This window comes from Desulfovibrio sp. JY (genome assembly GCA_021730285.1).
GTDB lineage: Bacteria > Desulfobacterota > Desulfovibrionia > Desulfovibrionales > Desulfovibrionaceae > Solidesulfovibrio.
Map to the genome: position 1 here is coordinate 1,339,276 of CP082962.1, position 14,876 is coordinate 1,354,151.

Genomic DNA, 14,876 nt, shown 5'->3' on the forward strand with positions numbered 1-14,876 from the left:
GGAAGACCTCCGTGCCATGGCGGTGGCCGCCCAAATACACGTCCCCCGCCGGTGCGGCAATCCTGCCAAGCCCGTTGCCCCCCGGCCGGGCCTCGGCTACTCTCGCCCCATGAACCGCCCCGGCTTTTCCTTTCTGGCCTGTCCCGACCCGGAGATCATTCGTGACCGCGTGGACCGCTTGTTGGCCGAATCCGGCTCCGGGTTCACCAAGACGGTCTTCTGGGGCGACGAGGAGCTTGGCGATCCGTTCTGGAGCGCGCTCACCGTTGCCAGTCTTTTTTCCGGCCGCCGGGCCCTGGTGCTGCGCCGGGCCGAGGCCTGCCCGGCCGAATTCTGGCCCAAGCTGGCCTCGGCGCTTCGCGGCTTCAACGACGCGGTCTGGCCGTTTTTCTGCCTGGAAGGCCCCTTCGACCGCAAGGGGCCGAAGTATCCCAAGGGGCTTGTCGGCCAACCCTATTTCAAGGTGGCCGAAAAAAAGAAATGGCTTTTCGTCTCGCCGGGGCTTTCCCGCCGGGACATGGGGCCGCGTCTTTCCGACTGGGCGGGGAGCCGGAAGCTGGCTTTCGAGCCGGGGGTGGCCGAGGCGCTGGCCGCCGCCCTGCCCCTGGACCTCGCCCGGGCCGACAACGAACTGGCCAAGCTGGAGCTGGCCCTTGGCGACCGCACGGTCCTCACCATGGCCGACGTTTGCCAGGTCGGCGGTCACGAGGGCATGGACGGCTTCGCCTTTCTCGACGCCCTGGCCAGCGGGCGCGACCCGTCCGCCGTGTGGCGGGAGATCGGGGAAAAGCAGCTGGCCGGCGCGGACATGGTCTTTCCCTTCCTGGGCCTGCTGCTCTACGAAGCCAGGATCATGTGGCGCATCGCGGCGGGCGAGGCCGGCGACGTGCGCCTGCCGTCCTTTGTCCTGCAAAAAAAGCAGGCCATGGCCCGTCGCCTGGGCGCGGTCGGTCTGGCCCGCATTTTCGAGGCGGCTTTCGCCGCCGAATCCGGCATCAAATCCGGGGCCAGAAGGCCGGAACAAGCCATGGAATACCTGACCGCCGAACTTTTCCGCCTTTTCGGCGGCAATGCCCGGCAAACACGTCCGCTTTCGTCATGACCACCCATTTTCACCCCGCCCTTTCCGCCCTTTTTGCCGTGAAACGTCCCCCCCTATCGTCAAAACGCCTTGCCCAGGCCGCATACTATGCTTACTAAGAAGGAAACGCCGCACTATCTGGGTCACCGTCGCCGCCTCAAGGACCGGCTCGTCAGCGATCCCAAGGCCCTGGCGGACTACGAGGTGCTGGAGCTCATCCTTGGCTACGTCAACGTGCGACGCGACAACAAGCCTCTGGCCAAGGAGCTGCTCTCCCGCTTCGGCAGCCTGCGCGGCACGCTTTTGGCCCGGATGGAGGAATTGCGCGACGTGCCGGGGTTCGGTCCCGGGGCCGAGGAGTTCGTCACCTTGTGGCGCGAGGCCTGGGCCCGGTTCCACGAACAGCCGGCGCGCGACAGGACGGTGCTCAACGCGCCCGATATCGTGGCCGAGATGGCCCGGGCCCGGATCGGAGCCAAGGAACGCGAGGAGTTCTGGATGGCGCTTGTGGACACCAGAAACCGGCTTATCGGCTGGGAGCAGGTGAGCAAGGGCACCGTGGACCAGGCCGCGGTCTACCCGCGGGAGGTCTTAAGCGTGGCCCTTCGCCACAAGGCCAGCGGCATGATCCTCGTGCACAACCATCCAAGCGGCGATCCCCGGCCTTCGGTCGAGGACGTGGAGTTCACCCGGCGTATCAAGAGCGCGGCCCGGGAAATCGACCTGCGGCTGCTCGACCATCTGGTGGTCACGGAGAGCCGTTTTTTCAGTTTCCAGGCCGAAGGCATGGTCTGACGGCCAAGGAGGAAATCATGACGCCTAGTCTGCATGCCACCGTGTCCGGCAAGGTTCAGGGGGTGTATTTTCGGGCCTGGGTGTTCGACCAGGCCAAGAGCCTGGGGCTTTCCGGCTGGGTGCGCAACCTGCGCGACGGCCAGGTGGAAATCCTGGCCCAGGGCGAAGCGCCCGCGCTTGCCGCCCTGAAGGAACGCCTGCCCGGCGGATCGCCCCTGTCCCGGGTGGAGTCGGTCACGGCCGAGATGATCGACTACGACAAGGCCTACGACGGCTTCGAGATCCGCGGCTAGGCCGGTATCCCAAGCGTCACCCCTTCCGGCGGCCCGCGCGCCGGAAGATCACATAGGAGCAAGGCATATCATGGACAACGAATTCGATCCGACCAAGACCGTCGCCACCCCGACGCCGGGCGAAGGCGACGCGCCCGACGGCAGCGAAGCTCCGGTCGCCAGCGAGTCCGAGGAGAAGAACCTGCCCGACATCCCGGCCGAACTGCCGGTTTTGCCCGTGCGCGACATCGTGGTCTTCAACTACATGATCCTGCCGCTGTTCGTCGGCCGGGACAAGTCCATCCAGGCCGTGGACGCGGCCATAAACGGCTCCCGCTACATCCTCATCCTGACCCAGAAGGACGAAAAGGTGGACGAGCCGGGGGCCGACGACCTCTACCGCGTGGGCACGGTGGGCATGATCATGCGCATGCTCAAGATGCCCGACGGCCGGCTCAAGGTGCTGGTCCAGGGGCTGACCCGGGCCAAGGTGACGGAATTCGTCTCCTCGGACCCCTACCACCTGGCCAAGATCGAGGTGCTCGGCGAACGCGACACCAAGGAAGTGACCCTGGAGCAGGAGGCCATGATGCGGGCCGCCAGGGAGCAAAGCGAAAAGATCCTGTCGCTTCGCGGCATGCCCACGGCCGACATCATGGCCGTGCTCAACAGCGTCAACGAGCCCGGCCGGCTGGCCGACCTCGTGGCCTCCAACCTGCGCATGCGGGTGGAGGAGGCCCAGCGCCTGCTCGAATGCGAGGACCCCATCGAACGCCTGCGGCTGGTCAACGAGCAGCTGGTCAAGGAGGCCGAGGTGGCGGCCATGCAGGCCAAGATCCAGAACATGGCCAAGGAAGGCATGGACAAGGCCCAGAAGGACTTCTTCCTGCGCGAGCAGATGAAAGCCATCCGCCGCGAACTCGGCGAGGCCGGCGAGGAGTCCGACGAGCTCGAGGAGCTCAAAACCGCCCTGGACAAGGCCGGCATGCCCAAGGAGGTGAAAAAGGAGGCGGACAAGCAGTTCAAGCGGCTCGCCTCCATGCACCCCGATTCCTCCGAGTCCGGGGTCATCCGCACCTACCTCGACTGGCTGGTGGACCTGCCCTGGAAGAAGATGTCCAAGGACCGCCTCGACATCAAGGAAGCCAAGCACATCCTGGACGAGGACCACTTCGACCTGGAAAAGGTCAAGGAGCGCATCCTGGAGTACCTGTCCGTGCGCAAGCTCAACCCGGGCATGAAGGGCCCCATCCTGTGCTTCGTCGGCCCCCCGGGCGTCGGCAAGACCTCCCTTGGCCGGTCCATCGCCCGGGCGCTCGGGCGCAAGTTCGTGCGCATGTCCCTTGGCGGCATGCGCGACGAGGCCGAGATTCGCGGCCACCGGCGCACCTATATCGGCTCCATGCCGGGCCGCGTGGTCCAGAGCATCAAGCAGGCCGGCACGCGAAACCCGGTCATCATGCTCGACGAAATCGACAAGGTGGGTTCCGATTTCCGGGGCGATCCCTCCTCGGCGCTTTTGGAGGTGCTGGACCCGGAACAGAACAACACCTTCCAGGACCATTACTTGAACGTCCCCTTCGACCTGTCCAAGGTGATGTTCATCTGCACGGCCAATATCCTGGACACCATCCCGGGACCGCTACTCGACCGCATGGAGCTGATCCAGCTGCCGGGCTACACCGAACAGGAGAAGGTCAAGATCGCCAGGCGTTACATCCTGCCGCGCCAGATCAAGGAAAACGGCCTGGAGCCGGGCGACATGACCATCTCGGACAAGGTGGTGGCGCGGGTCATCCGCGACTACACCCGCGAGGCGGGACTGCGAAACCTCGAACGCGAGATCGGGTCCGTGGCCCGAAAGCTCGCCCGCAAAAAGGCCGAAGGCGAAAACCCGCCCTTCCGGGTGACGCTCACCTCGCTGGAGAAGCTGCTCGGCCCGGCGCGGTTCATGGACGACGAACGCGAGATGGAGCTGCCGCCGGGCGTGGCCGTTGGGCTCGCCTGGACGCCGGTCGGCGGAGCGATCCTGCACATCGAGGCGGCGACGCTGCCCGGCAAGGGCGCGTTGCAGCTCACGGGCAAGCTCGGCGACGTGATGAAGGAATCGGCCCAGGCGGCGCTGACCTACGCCAAGTCCAAGGCCAAGGACCTGGGCATCGATCCCGAGCTATTCGAGAAAAACGACATCCACATCCACGTCCCGGCCGGGGCCACGCCGAAGGACGGCCCGTCCGCCGGCGTCACGCTGGTGACGGCGCTGATCTCGGCGCTCACCAACACGCCGGTCTGCAACGACGTGGCCATGACCGGCGAGATCACGCTACGCGGCCGGGTGCTGCCGGTCGGCGGCATCAAGGAGAAGGTCCTGGCGGCGGTCGCCGCCGGCATGAAGCGGGTCATTTTGCCGGCCCAGAACATGAAGGACCTGCGCGACATCCCGCGCGACCTGCGCAGCAAGATCAAGGTCCTCCCGGTGGAGCGCATCGACGAGGTCTGGCCGCTGGCCTGCGCCGTCGAGGCGCCGGATGCGGAGGCGAAAGAAGATGCCGCCAAGTAACTCTTGCCAGGCATGACAGGACAACAAAGGCCGGGGCTTTCGCTCCGGCCTTTGTTTATCGCGCTCCTCCTTGCGCCCCTTTGCCCGCGCACGTGTTTTTACGCATAACCCGTTGACTCGACTATGTTTTTAGAATAACTTTTTCTTTCGTGACCGCATCGGCCAGTGAGACGGCCGCAAGGTACCCTTTCAAAAAAACGCGACGTTTCGCCGCTCGTCCTCAACCCTGCCAGGGGAGGTAGGCCATGCGCATCGGCATCACCCCGAAAATCGTCGTTCTCGTCGTTTCCGCCGTCATCATCGCCAGCATCGCCGTGTTCGTCTCCGGGCGCATGGCCTTCGAACGCGGTTTCACCAAGGAATACGACCAGACCATCGAAGCATTCAAAAACGTCGGCGCGGACAGCATCCTCACGCTGCGCACGCAGTTGCGGACCCTGGCCAAGACCCAGGCCGTGCGGCCGAACGTCATTGCCGGCATAAGCGGCGGCGACGTGTCCCTGCTCTCCCGGCTGGCCCGGGACCTCGTCGCGGCCGGACAGGTCAAGGCCGTCCTTTTTACCGATGCCGCCGGCACGGTGCTTAGCGCCGTCGGGGCCGTCGAGGGCCTGCCCGAAGCCCTGGCCAAGCGCGATGCCAAGCTGCGGGGCGGCGAGGAAACGATCGGATTCGTGCCTGTGGGCGAAAAGCGCCTGCCCCTCGTGGCCACGGCCCCGGTCCGCAAGGACGGCGCCCTCGTCGGCAATGTCGGCGTGGTGGCGGAACCGGCGGCGGACAATGCCTGGGTCGACCACATGCGAAAGACGCTCGGCGTCGAGGCCACCATCTTTTCCGGGGCGACCCGCATCTCCTCGACCATCATGGACGGCGGGCACCGGGTCATCGGCACCACCACCACCGACGCCCAGGTCAACCGGGAGGTCCTCGGGCAGGGCAAACCCGTCTTCCGCGAGCTGACCCTTTTCGGCCGGCCCTTCGTGTCCGTCTACTGGCCCCTTACGGACGCGGACGGCAGACCCGTCGGCATCGGGTTCGTGGGCAAGGGGATGCACGAACTGGCGGCCGCCCTGGCGGCGGTCAACAGATCCGCCGGGCTTGCCGCCGGGGCGGTGGTACTCGTGCTGGCCGGACTGGGCTTCTTCTTTTCCCGGCGCTTCACCCGTCCCATCCAGGCCTTGGCCGCCTTTTCCGAGGCGGTTGCGGCCGGTCAGCTCGACGCGGAGCTGACCATCACCCAAAACGACGAGGTGGGCGATCTGTCCAAGGCGCTCCACAGCATGGTGGGCACGCTTCGGACCAAGATCGGCGAAGCCGAGGCGGCAACGCAAAAGGCCAGGGAGGAATCGGACAAGGCCCGGTCCGCCCAGGCCACCGCCGAGGAAGCGCGGCAGAAGGGCGAGGCGGCCCGGCGCGAGGGCATTCTCCACGCGGCCGCACGCCTGGGCGAGGTCGTGACGATAGTGGAACGCGCCACGGACGCCCTGCGCGGCCGCATCGAACAGTCGCGCCAGGGCTCGGACATCCAGTCCCAACGCGTGGGTGAGACGGCCACGTCCATGGAAGAAATGAACGCCACGGTCCTCGAGGTGGCCCAGAACGCCTCCCAGGCCGCCGCAACGGCCGACCAGGCCAAGGGCAAGGCCGAAGGCGGCGCGGCGATCGTTTCCGAAGCCATGGACCGCATCGCGGCGGTACGGGACCAGACCCTGACCCTCAAGCACGATATGGGGCAGCTCGGCGAACAGGCCCAGGGCATCGGGGCCATCATCGGGGTGATCAACGACATCGCCGACCAGACGAACCTGCTGGCCCTCAATGCCGCCATCGAGGCCGCCCGGGCCGGCGAGGCCGGGCGCGGTTTCGCCGTGGTCGCCGACGAGGTGCGAAAGCTCGCGGAAAAGACCATGAGCGCCACGAAGGAGGTCAGCGAGGCCATCCACGGCATCCAGCAGGGCACGCGCACCAACGTGGACAACATGGAGCGCGCGGTGGCGGAAACCGCCGAGGCCACGGTCAAGGCCCAGGAATCGGGAGAGGCCCTCGGCGCCATCGTCACCCTGGTGGAATCCGCCGCGGATCAGGTGCGGGCCATCGCCACGGCCACCGAGGAGCAGTCCTCGGCCACGGAGGAGATCAACCGCTCCATCGTCGAGGTCAACGCCATCTCGTCCGAAACGAGCCAGTCCATGACCGAAGCGGAAAAGGCCGTCAGCGAACTGGCCGAACAGGCGACCGCCATGGTGGAACTGATCGAATCCATGCAGCGCGAAGCCGCCGGCGACGCCGCGGCAGCGTTGCCGGTGTAGGAGGCCGGGGAAGCCCCGGTCCAGTCAATACCGGCAGGCCAGGGGCAGGCGAGCCCCGAGGGTGATGCCGGACGTCGAGACGTCGGCCCGGTAGGGCAGCATCAGCACGCCGGCGGCCAGGGCGTCGGTGAAAAGCGCGGCGTACTGCGGGTCGACCATGGCCGCCGGGGCGAAGCAGTCCCCGTCCGGGCGCTGGACGCAGAAAAAGAGCGCGGCCAGGCACGTTCCTTCCCGGGCGAGCCGCGTCAGTTCCACCAAGTGCTTGCACCCCCGCTCGGTTGCCGCGTCGGGGAAGGCGGCGGCATTGTCCTCGACCATGGTGACGTTCTTGCACTCCACGAAGCAGGTCCCGGCCGGGCCGGTCAGGGCAAAATCCAGCCGGCCGTGGGCAAAGGCCGGTTCCGGGCGGATGGCGTCGTAGCCGGCCAGCTCGGGAAAGGCCCCGGCGCAAAAGGCACGCCGGAAAAGCCGGTTGGGGGTCAGCGTATTGACCCCGACCCAGAAGTCGCCCCGGAAATCCGGCACGCGCGTCATCTCCAGGGTGTGGGCCAGCTTGCGTTTGGGGTTATCCGACACGGAAAGCCCCAGGGTGCATCCCGGGCGCAGGAGCCCGAGCATGGAGCCGGTATTGTTGGCATGGGCAGTGACAGGGCGGTTTTCGATCACGGCGTCGATCAAAAACCGCTTGTAGCGGCGTACGAACCGGGCCATGACCAGTTCGCCGGGGAAAGGGAGGATCACGCCGGAATCCGATCGCGCAGCCATGATTTACCTTTGGCCTTTTGTATACTACATTGACAAACGGCCGCGCACACGCGGCCGAGGCATAACACTTCAACGCAAGGATTCCGGGCCATGCGCACCGCGCTTCGTATGCGTCTCGTCGCCCCGTCCGCCACACTGGGCATGGCAGCCAAGGCTGCCGACCTGCGGCGCCAGGGCAAGGCCGTCATCGACCTCTCGGCTGGCGAACCCGATTTCAACACGCCCCAGCACATCAAGGACGCGGCCAAAAAAGCCATCGACGACAATTTCACCCGGTACACCCCGGTACCCGGCGTCCACACCCTGCGCGAGGCCATTGCCGGCTATTTCAAGACCACCTACGGCGTGCCAACGCCCAAAGAGGCCATCATCGCCACCAACGGCGGCAAGCAGGCCCTGTACACGCTTTTCATGGCCGTGCTCAACCCCGGCGACGAGGTACTGGTGCCCGCCCCCTACTGGGTCAGCTACCCGGACATGATCCGGCTCGCCGGCGGCAGGCCCGTGCCCGTGCCGAGCAGCCCGGAGCAGGGCTTCCTCGTCTCCGTCGAGGACCTGGACAAGGCCATCACCCCGGCCACCCGGGCGCTCATCATCAATTCGCCGTCCAATCCCACCGGCGCGCACTACACCGCACAGCAGCTCGACGCCATCCTGGACTGGGCCATCGCGCGAAACGTCTACATCGTGTCGGATGAAATCTACGACAGGCTGGTCTACGCGCCGGCCGTGCCCGCCTCCATGGCCAGCGCCTTCGCCCTGCACCCGGAGCACGTGGCCATTGTCGGCGGCCTGTCCAAAAGCTTCGCCATGACCGGCTGGCGCGTGGGCTACGCCATGGCCCACCCGAACGTCATCCGGGCCATGTCCACCCTGCAGAGCCAGTCCACCTCCAATATCTGCTCCATCGCCCAGAAGGCGGCCATCGCCGCCCTGACCGGCCCCATGGACTGCGTGGAGGAAATGCGCCAGGCCTTTGCCCGACGCCGCGACCTGGCCCTTTCCATCATCGGCACCTGGAAAAAGGCCCTGTGCGGGGCGCCGAGCGGCGCGTTCTACCTGTTTCCCTGCCTGTCGGGCTACTACAACGACGCCGTGCCCAATTCCACGGCCCTGTCCGAGGCGCTTTTGACCGAGGCCGGCGTGGCCACGGTGCCGGGCGTGGCCTTTGGCGAGGACCGCTGCATACGGCTTTCCTACGCCACGGCCGACGAGACACTGGAAAAGGGACTGACCGCCATGGCCGCGTTCCTGCGCAAACTGTAGCACCGGGCAGGCCGTCATCCGGAATCTTGAACCATACAATACTATCAAAGAGATATACTTTTTATTGGTGCCACTTTTGAAACGAAAACGGAAGACGGCCTGCGCGGGGCCGACGGCCTGCGCGGGGCCAGGGAATCCGGCGTGAGAAAAACCGGCCGCACGGACGCCGACCAGTACCTGGGACTGGTCAAATTCCTGTCGTGGAGCTCCCTGGCCCTGATCCTGCTCGTCAACCTGTTCCTTTCCATCTTCCTGTCCAACTACGCCCGCCAGGACGTGCTGGCCAAGCAGAAGGAATTCGCCCTGCTGCTGGCCGAAAACCTCAACCACCAGATATACCAGCGCTTCACCCTGCCCACGGTCATCGGCTTCGGCCGGGTGGAACTGTCCCAGCCGGCCCAGTACGACCGGCTGGAAAAGACGGTGCTGTCCACCATCCACAGCTTCCACGTCAGCGAAGTGCGCATCTACGACTACGACAAGCGGGTGTCGTTCTCCACGGACAAGGAGCTTGTGGGCCAGACCGGCTACGCCGGCGAGGCCATCATGGAAGCCCTGGACCAGGGCAAGTCGAGTTTCCAGCTGGTCAGCCGCACCGGGCTTTTCAGCAGCATCTTCAACTTCCATCCCAAGCCGGACTCGGTGATCTTGCGCACCATTTATCCGTTGCGCATCGAACGCTCGCTTATCCCGGGCAATCCCCAGGGATTCATCATGGGCGTCCTGGAGTTCACCCAGGACATCACTAACGACTACCAAAAGGTGGTGGATTTCCAGCGCATCATCATCGGCACCACCCTGGCCTCCTCGGTGCTCCTTTTTATCATGCTGCGGGTGATCATCAGCCGGGCCGGGCGCATCAACGCCCAGCGCATCGCCGAACGCGAACAGCTCGAACGCGAGTTGCAGCAACAGGAGAAGCTGGCCGGCATGGGCCGCATGGTGGCCGGCATCGCCCACGAGATCCGAAACCCTCTCGGCATCATCCGCTCCACGGCCGAGCTCCTGCTCAAGCGCGGCAAGGATACGGACGGCGTCAACGCCAGGCTGCTTTCGGCCATTTTCGACGAATCCAAGCGCCTGTCCAAGACCGTGGGCGATTTTCTGGATTACGCCCGGCCCAAGTCCCCCCGCCAGGAGCGGGTGGATTTGGCCGTGATCTGCGATCAGGCCCTGACGTTCCTCGAGGCCAAGTGCGAGGAACAGGGCATTGCCGTGACGCGCGACTATGCGCCCGGCCTCACCGTCTCCGGCGACAAGGACCTGCTCTACCGGGCCGTCTACAATGTGCTGTCCAACGCCCTGGACGCCATGACCGAGGACAAGGAAAAGGTCCGGCCGTCGGCCATCACCGTATCGGCCACCGCCGACGCGGATGCGGTCATCCTGTCCGTCACCGATTCCGGACCGGGTTTTTGCCCGGAGAACAAGGACCGCCTGCTCGATCCGTTTTTCACCACCAAGGACGCCGGCACGGGCCTGGGACTGGCCATCGTGCGCACCATCGTGGAAAGCCACAACGCCACCCTGACCCTGGACAACGCCGCGGACGCCGGGGCGCGCGTCACCATGACCTTCCCTCCGGCCTGAGCCTGGGGTAAAACGCCCCCATAGGCCGCCCGGACGCCGCACCTGCCCACGGCACGGACGCCAATCCCTTTTCCTGGAATACCCATGGCAAGCCAGATACTGATACTCGACGACGAAAAGAACTATCTGTTGATTCTCGAGGCCATGCTCGGCGACGCCGGCTATGCCGTCACCGCCCTGGACGACCCGGAAACGGGTCTGGCCTTTCTCGACGAATCCGAAGTGGACGTGGTCATCACGGACATGAAGATGCCCAAGGTCACGGGGCAGCAGGTGCTCGAGCACGTCAAGCGCAACTACCCCTATATCCCGGTCATCATCATGACGGCCTTCGGCAGCATCGAGGGCGCGGTCGAGGCCATGCGCATCGGGGCTTTCGACTACATCGCCAAGCCCTTCGCCAACGACGAGCTGCTTTTGACCGTGGAAAAGGCCAGCCGCTTCGCCGCCGCCCAGCGCGAAAACATGCTGCTGCGCCAATCCCTGGAGGACCGCTTCTCCTCGGAGCACATCATCGGCCGGGGCAAGGCCATGCAGCGGGTGCTGGAGATGGTGGCCAAGGCCGCGCCCACCCGGTCCACGGTGCTCATCACCGGCGAATCCGGCACGGGCAAGGAACTGCTGGCCAAGGCCGTCCACTACGCCTCGCCGCGCAAGAACGCCCCCTTCGTGTCGGTCAACTGCATGGCGCTGGCTTCGGGGGTGCTCGAATCCGAGCTTTTCGGCCACGAAAAAGGCTCGTTCACCGGGGCCGTGGCCCGCAAGCGCGGCCGGTTCGAGATGGCCCACGAGGGCACGATCTTTCTCGACGAGATCGGCGAGCTGTCCCCGGAACTCCAGGTGAAGCTCCTGCGCGTGATCCAGGAACGCAAGTTCGAGCGCGTGGGCGGCTCGGAATCCATCGAGGTGGACATCCGCATCCTGGCCGCCACCAACCGCAACCTGGCCGATGCCGTGGCCGCGGGGACCTTCCGCGAGGACCTCTACTACCGCCTCAACGTGGTGCATATCCTGACGCCGCCGCTGCGGGAGCGCCGCGAGGACATTCCCATCCTGGCCGCCCATTTCCTGGAGCGCTACTCCGGGGAGAACAACAAGAAATTCAAGGGATTTTCCCCCGACGCCATGGACTACCTCACGGCCTACGAATGGCCGGGCAACGTGCGCCAGCTGCAAAACGTGGTGGAACGCTGCGTGGTGCTGGCCGGGGGCGACATCGTGGGGGTGGAGGACCTGCCAAGCGAGATCCGCGACGAGGAGAGCCAGTACAAATCCGCCGTGGACCTGCTGCCGGTCAAGATCAACCTCAACGACACCCTGGAAAAAATCGAGGCGGCGCTCATCCGCCGATCCCTGGCCCGCTCCAACCTGGTCCAGGTCAAGGCGGCGGAGATGCTCGGCATCTCCAAAAGCCTGCTCCAGTACAAGCTCAAAAAGTACAAACTCACCGGGCATTGAAGCACCGGGGGGAAACTTTGTCTTACGAAAAGTTTCCCCCCGGACCCCCTTTCCAAAGACTTTTAACGATAACAACCTGTCACCGTTAAAAGTTTTTCGGAGGGGAGAGCGCGAGAGGGGGACCCTTTTTTCAAAGGCTTAAGACTAGCTGAGCTAACAAAAAGTTGGCAAAAGCTAGTTATGACAGCTAATAACAAGTATGTACATCGTTCCCGAATTTCGGAGAAGAAATTCCGTGAGTTGGCGCGGCTTTTCGCCCTTGATCTCGATGCGCAGAGAATCGCCGAACTCATAAATCTCAACCGGAATACGGTAAATAGATATCTTCGGCTGTTGCGAGAGCACTTGGCCGAGCAATGTGAGCTCGACACTCCCTTCGAGGGCCGGGTTGAGATGGATGAATCCTACTTTGGCCCGCGGCGCGTTCGTGGCGTCGTGGGCCGAGGAGCCGGCAAGAAAACCATTGTTTTTGGCATCCTCAAACGCGGTGGCAAGGTGTACACTCAAGTCGTGCCGAATTGCTCCCGCAAGGTCCTCCAGGCCATTATCCAGGGCAGGGTCGAACTGAAAAGCGAGTTGTTTTCAGATGGATATGGGAGCTATGACGGATTGGTGGACCTGGGCTATCAAAAGCACTACCGCATTCGTCATGGCCAGGGCGAATTTGCCGTTGGGGATAACCATATCAACGGGATCGAATCGTTCTGGTCGTACGCCAAGCGGCGGCTGCAAAAATTTCATGGGGTTCCGAAGGCCACTTTTTACTTGCATCTGAAGGAAACAGAATTCCGATTTAACTATCGACACGACGATTTGTACTCGATCATTTTGCAGTTGTGCCGGGAAAAACCATTAGGGAAGAGGAGGAATGAGGGGCCTTGTCACGCCCCTTGAAATAGGGAGATACATAGGCTCTCCCACTCAAGGGAACGCGCCAAGGCCCCTCAGGGTAACGGCTCAGCTAGTCAAGAGCCTTTTCAAAAAGGGTCCCCCTCTCGCACGTTCTTCTCTCTTCTCCGCCCTCACCCGATCGTATCCACCTTCACGCAATTGCGGCCGGCGGCCTTGGCGGCGTAGAGCGCCTTGTCGGCCCGGGCCAGCAGATCGTCCAGGGACGTTTCGCCATATTCCACCTGGTCCCGCAAGGCGGCCACGCCGATGCTCACGGTCACGACCAGGGCACGGTTTTCGATCATGCACGGCGCGCCGGACAGGGCTTGGCGGAAGCGCTCGGCCAGAAGCGCCGCCTGGACGACGTCGGCGCCCGTCAGGAGCACGGCGAACTCCTCCCCGCCATAGCGCGCCACGAGATCGGATTTGCGCACGCAGCCCGTGAGCACCCGCCCCAGGTGGGTCAGCACCTGGTCTCCGGCGGTGTGCCCATGGGTGTCGTTGACCGTCTTGAAATGGTCCACGTCGAGCATCAGGCACGAACACGGCCGTCCCGACCGCTGTGACGCCGCCAGCAGCTTCATCCCGCCGGAAAAGAGGAATCGCCGGTTGTAAAGGCCGGTCAGGGCGTCCTGGACGCTCAGGCGCTCGGCCTCCTCGATGCGTCCGCGCACTTCGCCGGCCATGGCGCAAAAGGCGTCGTGCAGTTCGGCCACCTCGCGGGGCAGGCGCTCGACCTTGATGATGGGGCAGACCGCCGCGTAGCGCGTTTCGCGCAGCTCCCGGGCATAGGCGGCCAGGGTCGTCAGCGGCTGCTCGATCTTGCGGGACAGGCGCAGCACCAGTGGCAGCACCAAGGCCACCGTGGCCAGTGCTCCGAAAACCACCCAGCGCATCTGCCGCCGGTAGCCGGCCAGCACCTCCGACACGGGCATGTCGCTGACCAGCCGCCAGCCGTCGCGGCCAAGGGAAACCGCCGCCCCGAGCATTTCGCGCCCGTCCCGGCCCACGTACACCCCGCCCTTTTCCCCGCAGGCGAGCAGCTCCGGCGAAACCCGCGCCTTGCCCGGGCCGCCCGCGGCCGCGACAACCGATGTCGGGGCCAGAATACGGCCCTCGGTATCGCACAGGAGGACCGGGCTGCCGGAATAGGCGACATTCTCGCGCAACCAGCGGTCCAGGGATTTGAGATGCACCGAGATGGCCAGCACCCCGCCGAAGCTTCCGTCCTTCGCGGTGATGGGCACGCTGAACACGCAGGCCGGATTGCCTGTCAGGCGGCCGACCGGAATCAGTTCCAGGGCGGAACGCCCTTCCCGGCCCTCCTTGAAATAGGCGCGGTCGCCAAGGGAGGCGCCCTTGGTGTCAATATTCGAAGCACGAATGATTCCGTCAGGCCCAATATAAAATACATGTTTTACATATTCATGCGTCTTGACATAAAGCTTATAGTATTCAGTTATATCGATGTTATCGCTGTGCATTATCGTAGCGATCCTGGCAAAATACTCGGCATCGTCGACGCGTTCGTCGATCCAGGTGCGTACAACATTACATTCTTGCCGCAACCCGTGCACGAGGTGCTGCCGTTCCCGCTCCACGACAGTGCCGCGCTGAAACAACGAAAAACAGAGTGTGGCAAAAAGGAGTGGTAGCGCTGCCAAAAGCAGCGTGTAGAAGCGCAGTTGTCCGCGAAGGCCATCAAGGCCGAGCATTCGTCGCAGCCGCATAGGGGGTCGCCTTTCCAAAACAGCCATCGCCCGGGACTACCAGCCCGTTGCGTCGGCGGATTTCCGAATCTGCTACGAAACATCGTTACAAGAAAGCCTGGGCCCCGACAATGCGCCTGGCCCGCCGCCTTGCGAAAAACCGGATTTTGCCCCATGACGGTC

The 14,876-nt window shown here is 64.4% G+C and carries 11 protein-coding genes; 9 read left to right on the forward strand and 2 right to left on the reverse strand.

The annotated features are described in order from the left end of the window. Positions 1 to 109: 109 nt before the first annotated feature. The 5 genes from K9F62_05965 (at position 110) to K9F62_05985 (ending at position 7,014) form a co-directional block, all read left to right on the forward strand. On the forward strand, positions 110 to 1,102 hold the full coding sequence (locus K9F62_05965; GenBank protein UJX42225.1) for a DNA polymerase III subunit delta: 993 nt from the start codon (positions 110 to 112) through the stop codon (positions 1,100 to 1,102). Between the two features lie 87 nt (positions 1,103 to 1,189). Next, positions 1,190 to 1,876, forward strand: a complete 687-nt coding sequence (gene radC / locus K9F62_05970) for a DNA repair protein RadC (protein UJX42226.1) — start codon at positions 1,190 to 1,192, stop codon at positions 1,874 to 1,876. A gap of 17 nt (positions 1,877 to 1,893) precedes the next feature. Further along, positions 1,894 to 2,169 carry an acylphosphatase gene (locus K9F62_05975; GenBank protein ID UJX42227.1) on the forward strand — a complete coding sequence of 92 codons (276 nt, stop codon included), beginning with the start codon at positions 1,894 to 1,896 and terminating at the stop codon, positions 2,167 to 2,169. A 70-nt stretch (positions 2,170 to 2,239) separates the two neighbouring features. Continuing rightward, positions 2,240 to 4,708, forward strand: coding sequence for an endopeptidase La (gene lon, locus K9F62_05980; GenBank protein UJX42228.1), 2,469 nt, complete (start codon positions 2,240 to 2,242; stop codon positions 4,706 to 4,708). A 245-nt stretch (positions 4,709 to 4,953) separates the two neighbouring features. Beyond that, entirely contained in the window at positions 4,954 to 7,014 is a 2,061-nt protein-coding gene (locus K9F62_05985; protein UJX42229.1) for a cache domain-containing protein, read from the forward strand. Positions 7,015 to 7,038: 24 nt separating this feature from the next. Here K9F62_05985 and sfsA read toward each other — a convergent pair whose 3' ends face one another. Then, on the reverse strand, positions 7,039 to 7,779 hold the full coding sequence (gene sfsA / locus K9F62_05990; GenBank protein ID UJX42230.1) for a DNA/RNA nuclease SfsA: 741 nt from the start codon (positions 7,777 to 7,779) through the stop codon (positions 7,039 to 7,041). Positions 7,780 to 7,869: 90 nt separating this feature from the next. On the opposite strand from sfsA, the gene K9F62_05995 reads away from it, so the two are divergent. The 4 genes from K9F62_05995 to K9F62_06010 all read left to right on the forward strand — a co-directional run bounded on the left by K9F62_05995 (position 7,870) and on the right by K9F62_06010 (position 12,987). Continuing rightward, positions 7,870 to 9,045, forward strand: coding sequence for a pyridoxal phosphate-dependent aminotransferase (locus tag K9F62_05995; GenBank protein ID UJX42231.1), 1,176 nt, complete (start codon positions 7,870 to 7,872; stop codon positions 9,043 to 9,045). Between the two features lie 141 nt (positions 9,046 to 9,186). Then, positions 9,187 to 10,635, forward strand: a complete 1,449-nt coding sequence (locus tag K9F62_06000; protein ID UJX42232.1) for an ATP-binding protein — start codon at positions 9,187 to 9,189, stop codon at positions 10,633 to 10,635. 84 nt (positions 10,636 to 10,719) lie between these two features. Beyond that, on the forward strand, positions 10,720 to 12,093 hold the full coding sequence (locus tag K9F62_06005; protein ID UJX42233.1) for a sigma-54 dependent transcriptional regulator: 1,374 nt from the start codon (positions 10,720 to 10,722) through the stop codon (positions 12,091 to 12,093). 180 nt (positions 12,094 to 12,273) lie between these two features. Beyond that, positions 12,274 to 12,987: an IS1595 family transposase gene (locus tag K9F62_06010; GenBank protein UJX42234.1), complete on the forward strand. Its 714-nt coding sequence runs from the start codon at positions 12,274 to 12,276 to the stop codon at positions 12,985 to 12,987. Positions 12,988 to 13,115: 128 nt separating this feature from the next. Here the strand turns inward: K9F62_06010 and K9F62_06015 are convergent, their stop codons facing one another. Next, entirely contained in the window at positions 13,116 to 14,714 is a 1,599-nt protein-coding gene (locus tag K9F62_06015) for a diguanylate cyclase (protein ID UJX42235.1), read from the reverse strand. Positions 14,715 to 14,876: the final 162 nt, after the last annotated feature.

Coding starts and splice junctions, on each gene's coding strand:
- K9F62_05995 (UJX42231.1), top strand. CDS start 7,870: ATGCGCACCGCGCTTCGTATGCGTCTCGTCGCCCCGTCCGCCACACTG.
- K9F62_05985 (UJX42229.1), top strand. CDS start 4,954: ATGCGCATCGGCATCACCCCGAAAATCGTCGTTCTCGTCGTTTCCGCC.
- sfsA (UJX42230.1), bottom strand. CDS start 7,779: ATGGCTGCGCGATCGGATTCCGGCGTGATCCTCCCTTTCCCCGGCGAA.
- lon (UJX42228.1), top strand. CDS start 2,240: ATGGACAACGAATTCGATCCGACCAAGACCGTCGCCACCCCGACGCCG.
- K9F62_05975 (UJX42227.1), top strand. CDS start 1,894: ATGACGCCTAGTCTGCATGCCACCGTGTCCGGCAAGGTTCAGGGGGTG.
- K9F62_06010 (UJX42234.1), top strand. CDS start 12,274: ATGACAGCTAATAACAAGTATGTACATCGTTCCCGAATTTCGGAGAAG.
- K9F62_06015 (UJX42235.1), bottom strand. CDS start 14,714: ATGCGGCTGCGACGAATGCTCGGCCTTGATGGCCTTCGCGGACAACTG.
- K9F62_06005 (UJX42233.1), top strand. CDS start 10,720: ATGGCAAGCCAGATACTGATACTCGACGACGAAAAGAACTATCTGTTG.
- K9F62_05965 (UJX42225.1), top strand. CDS start 110: ATGAACCGCCCCGGCTTTTCCTTTCTGGCCTGTCCCGACCCGGAGATC.
- radC (UJX42226.1), top strand. CDS start 1,190: ATGCTTACTAAGAAGGAAACGCCGCACTATCTGGGTCACCGTCGCCGC.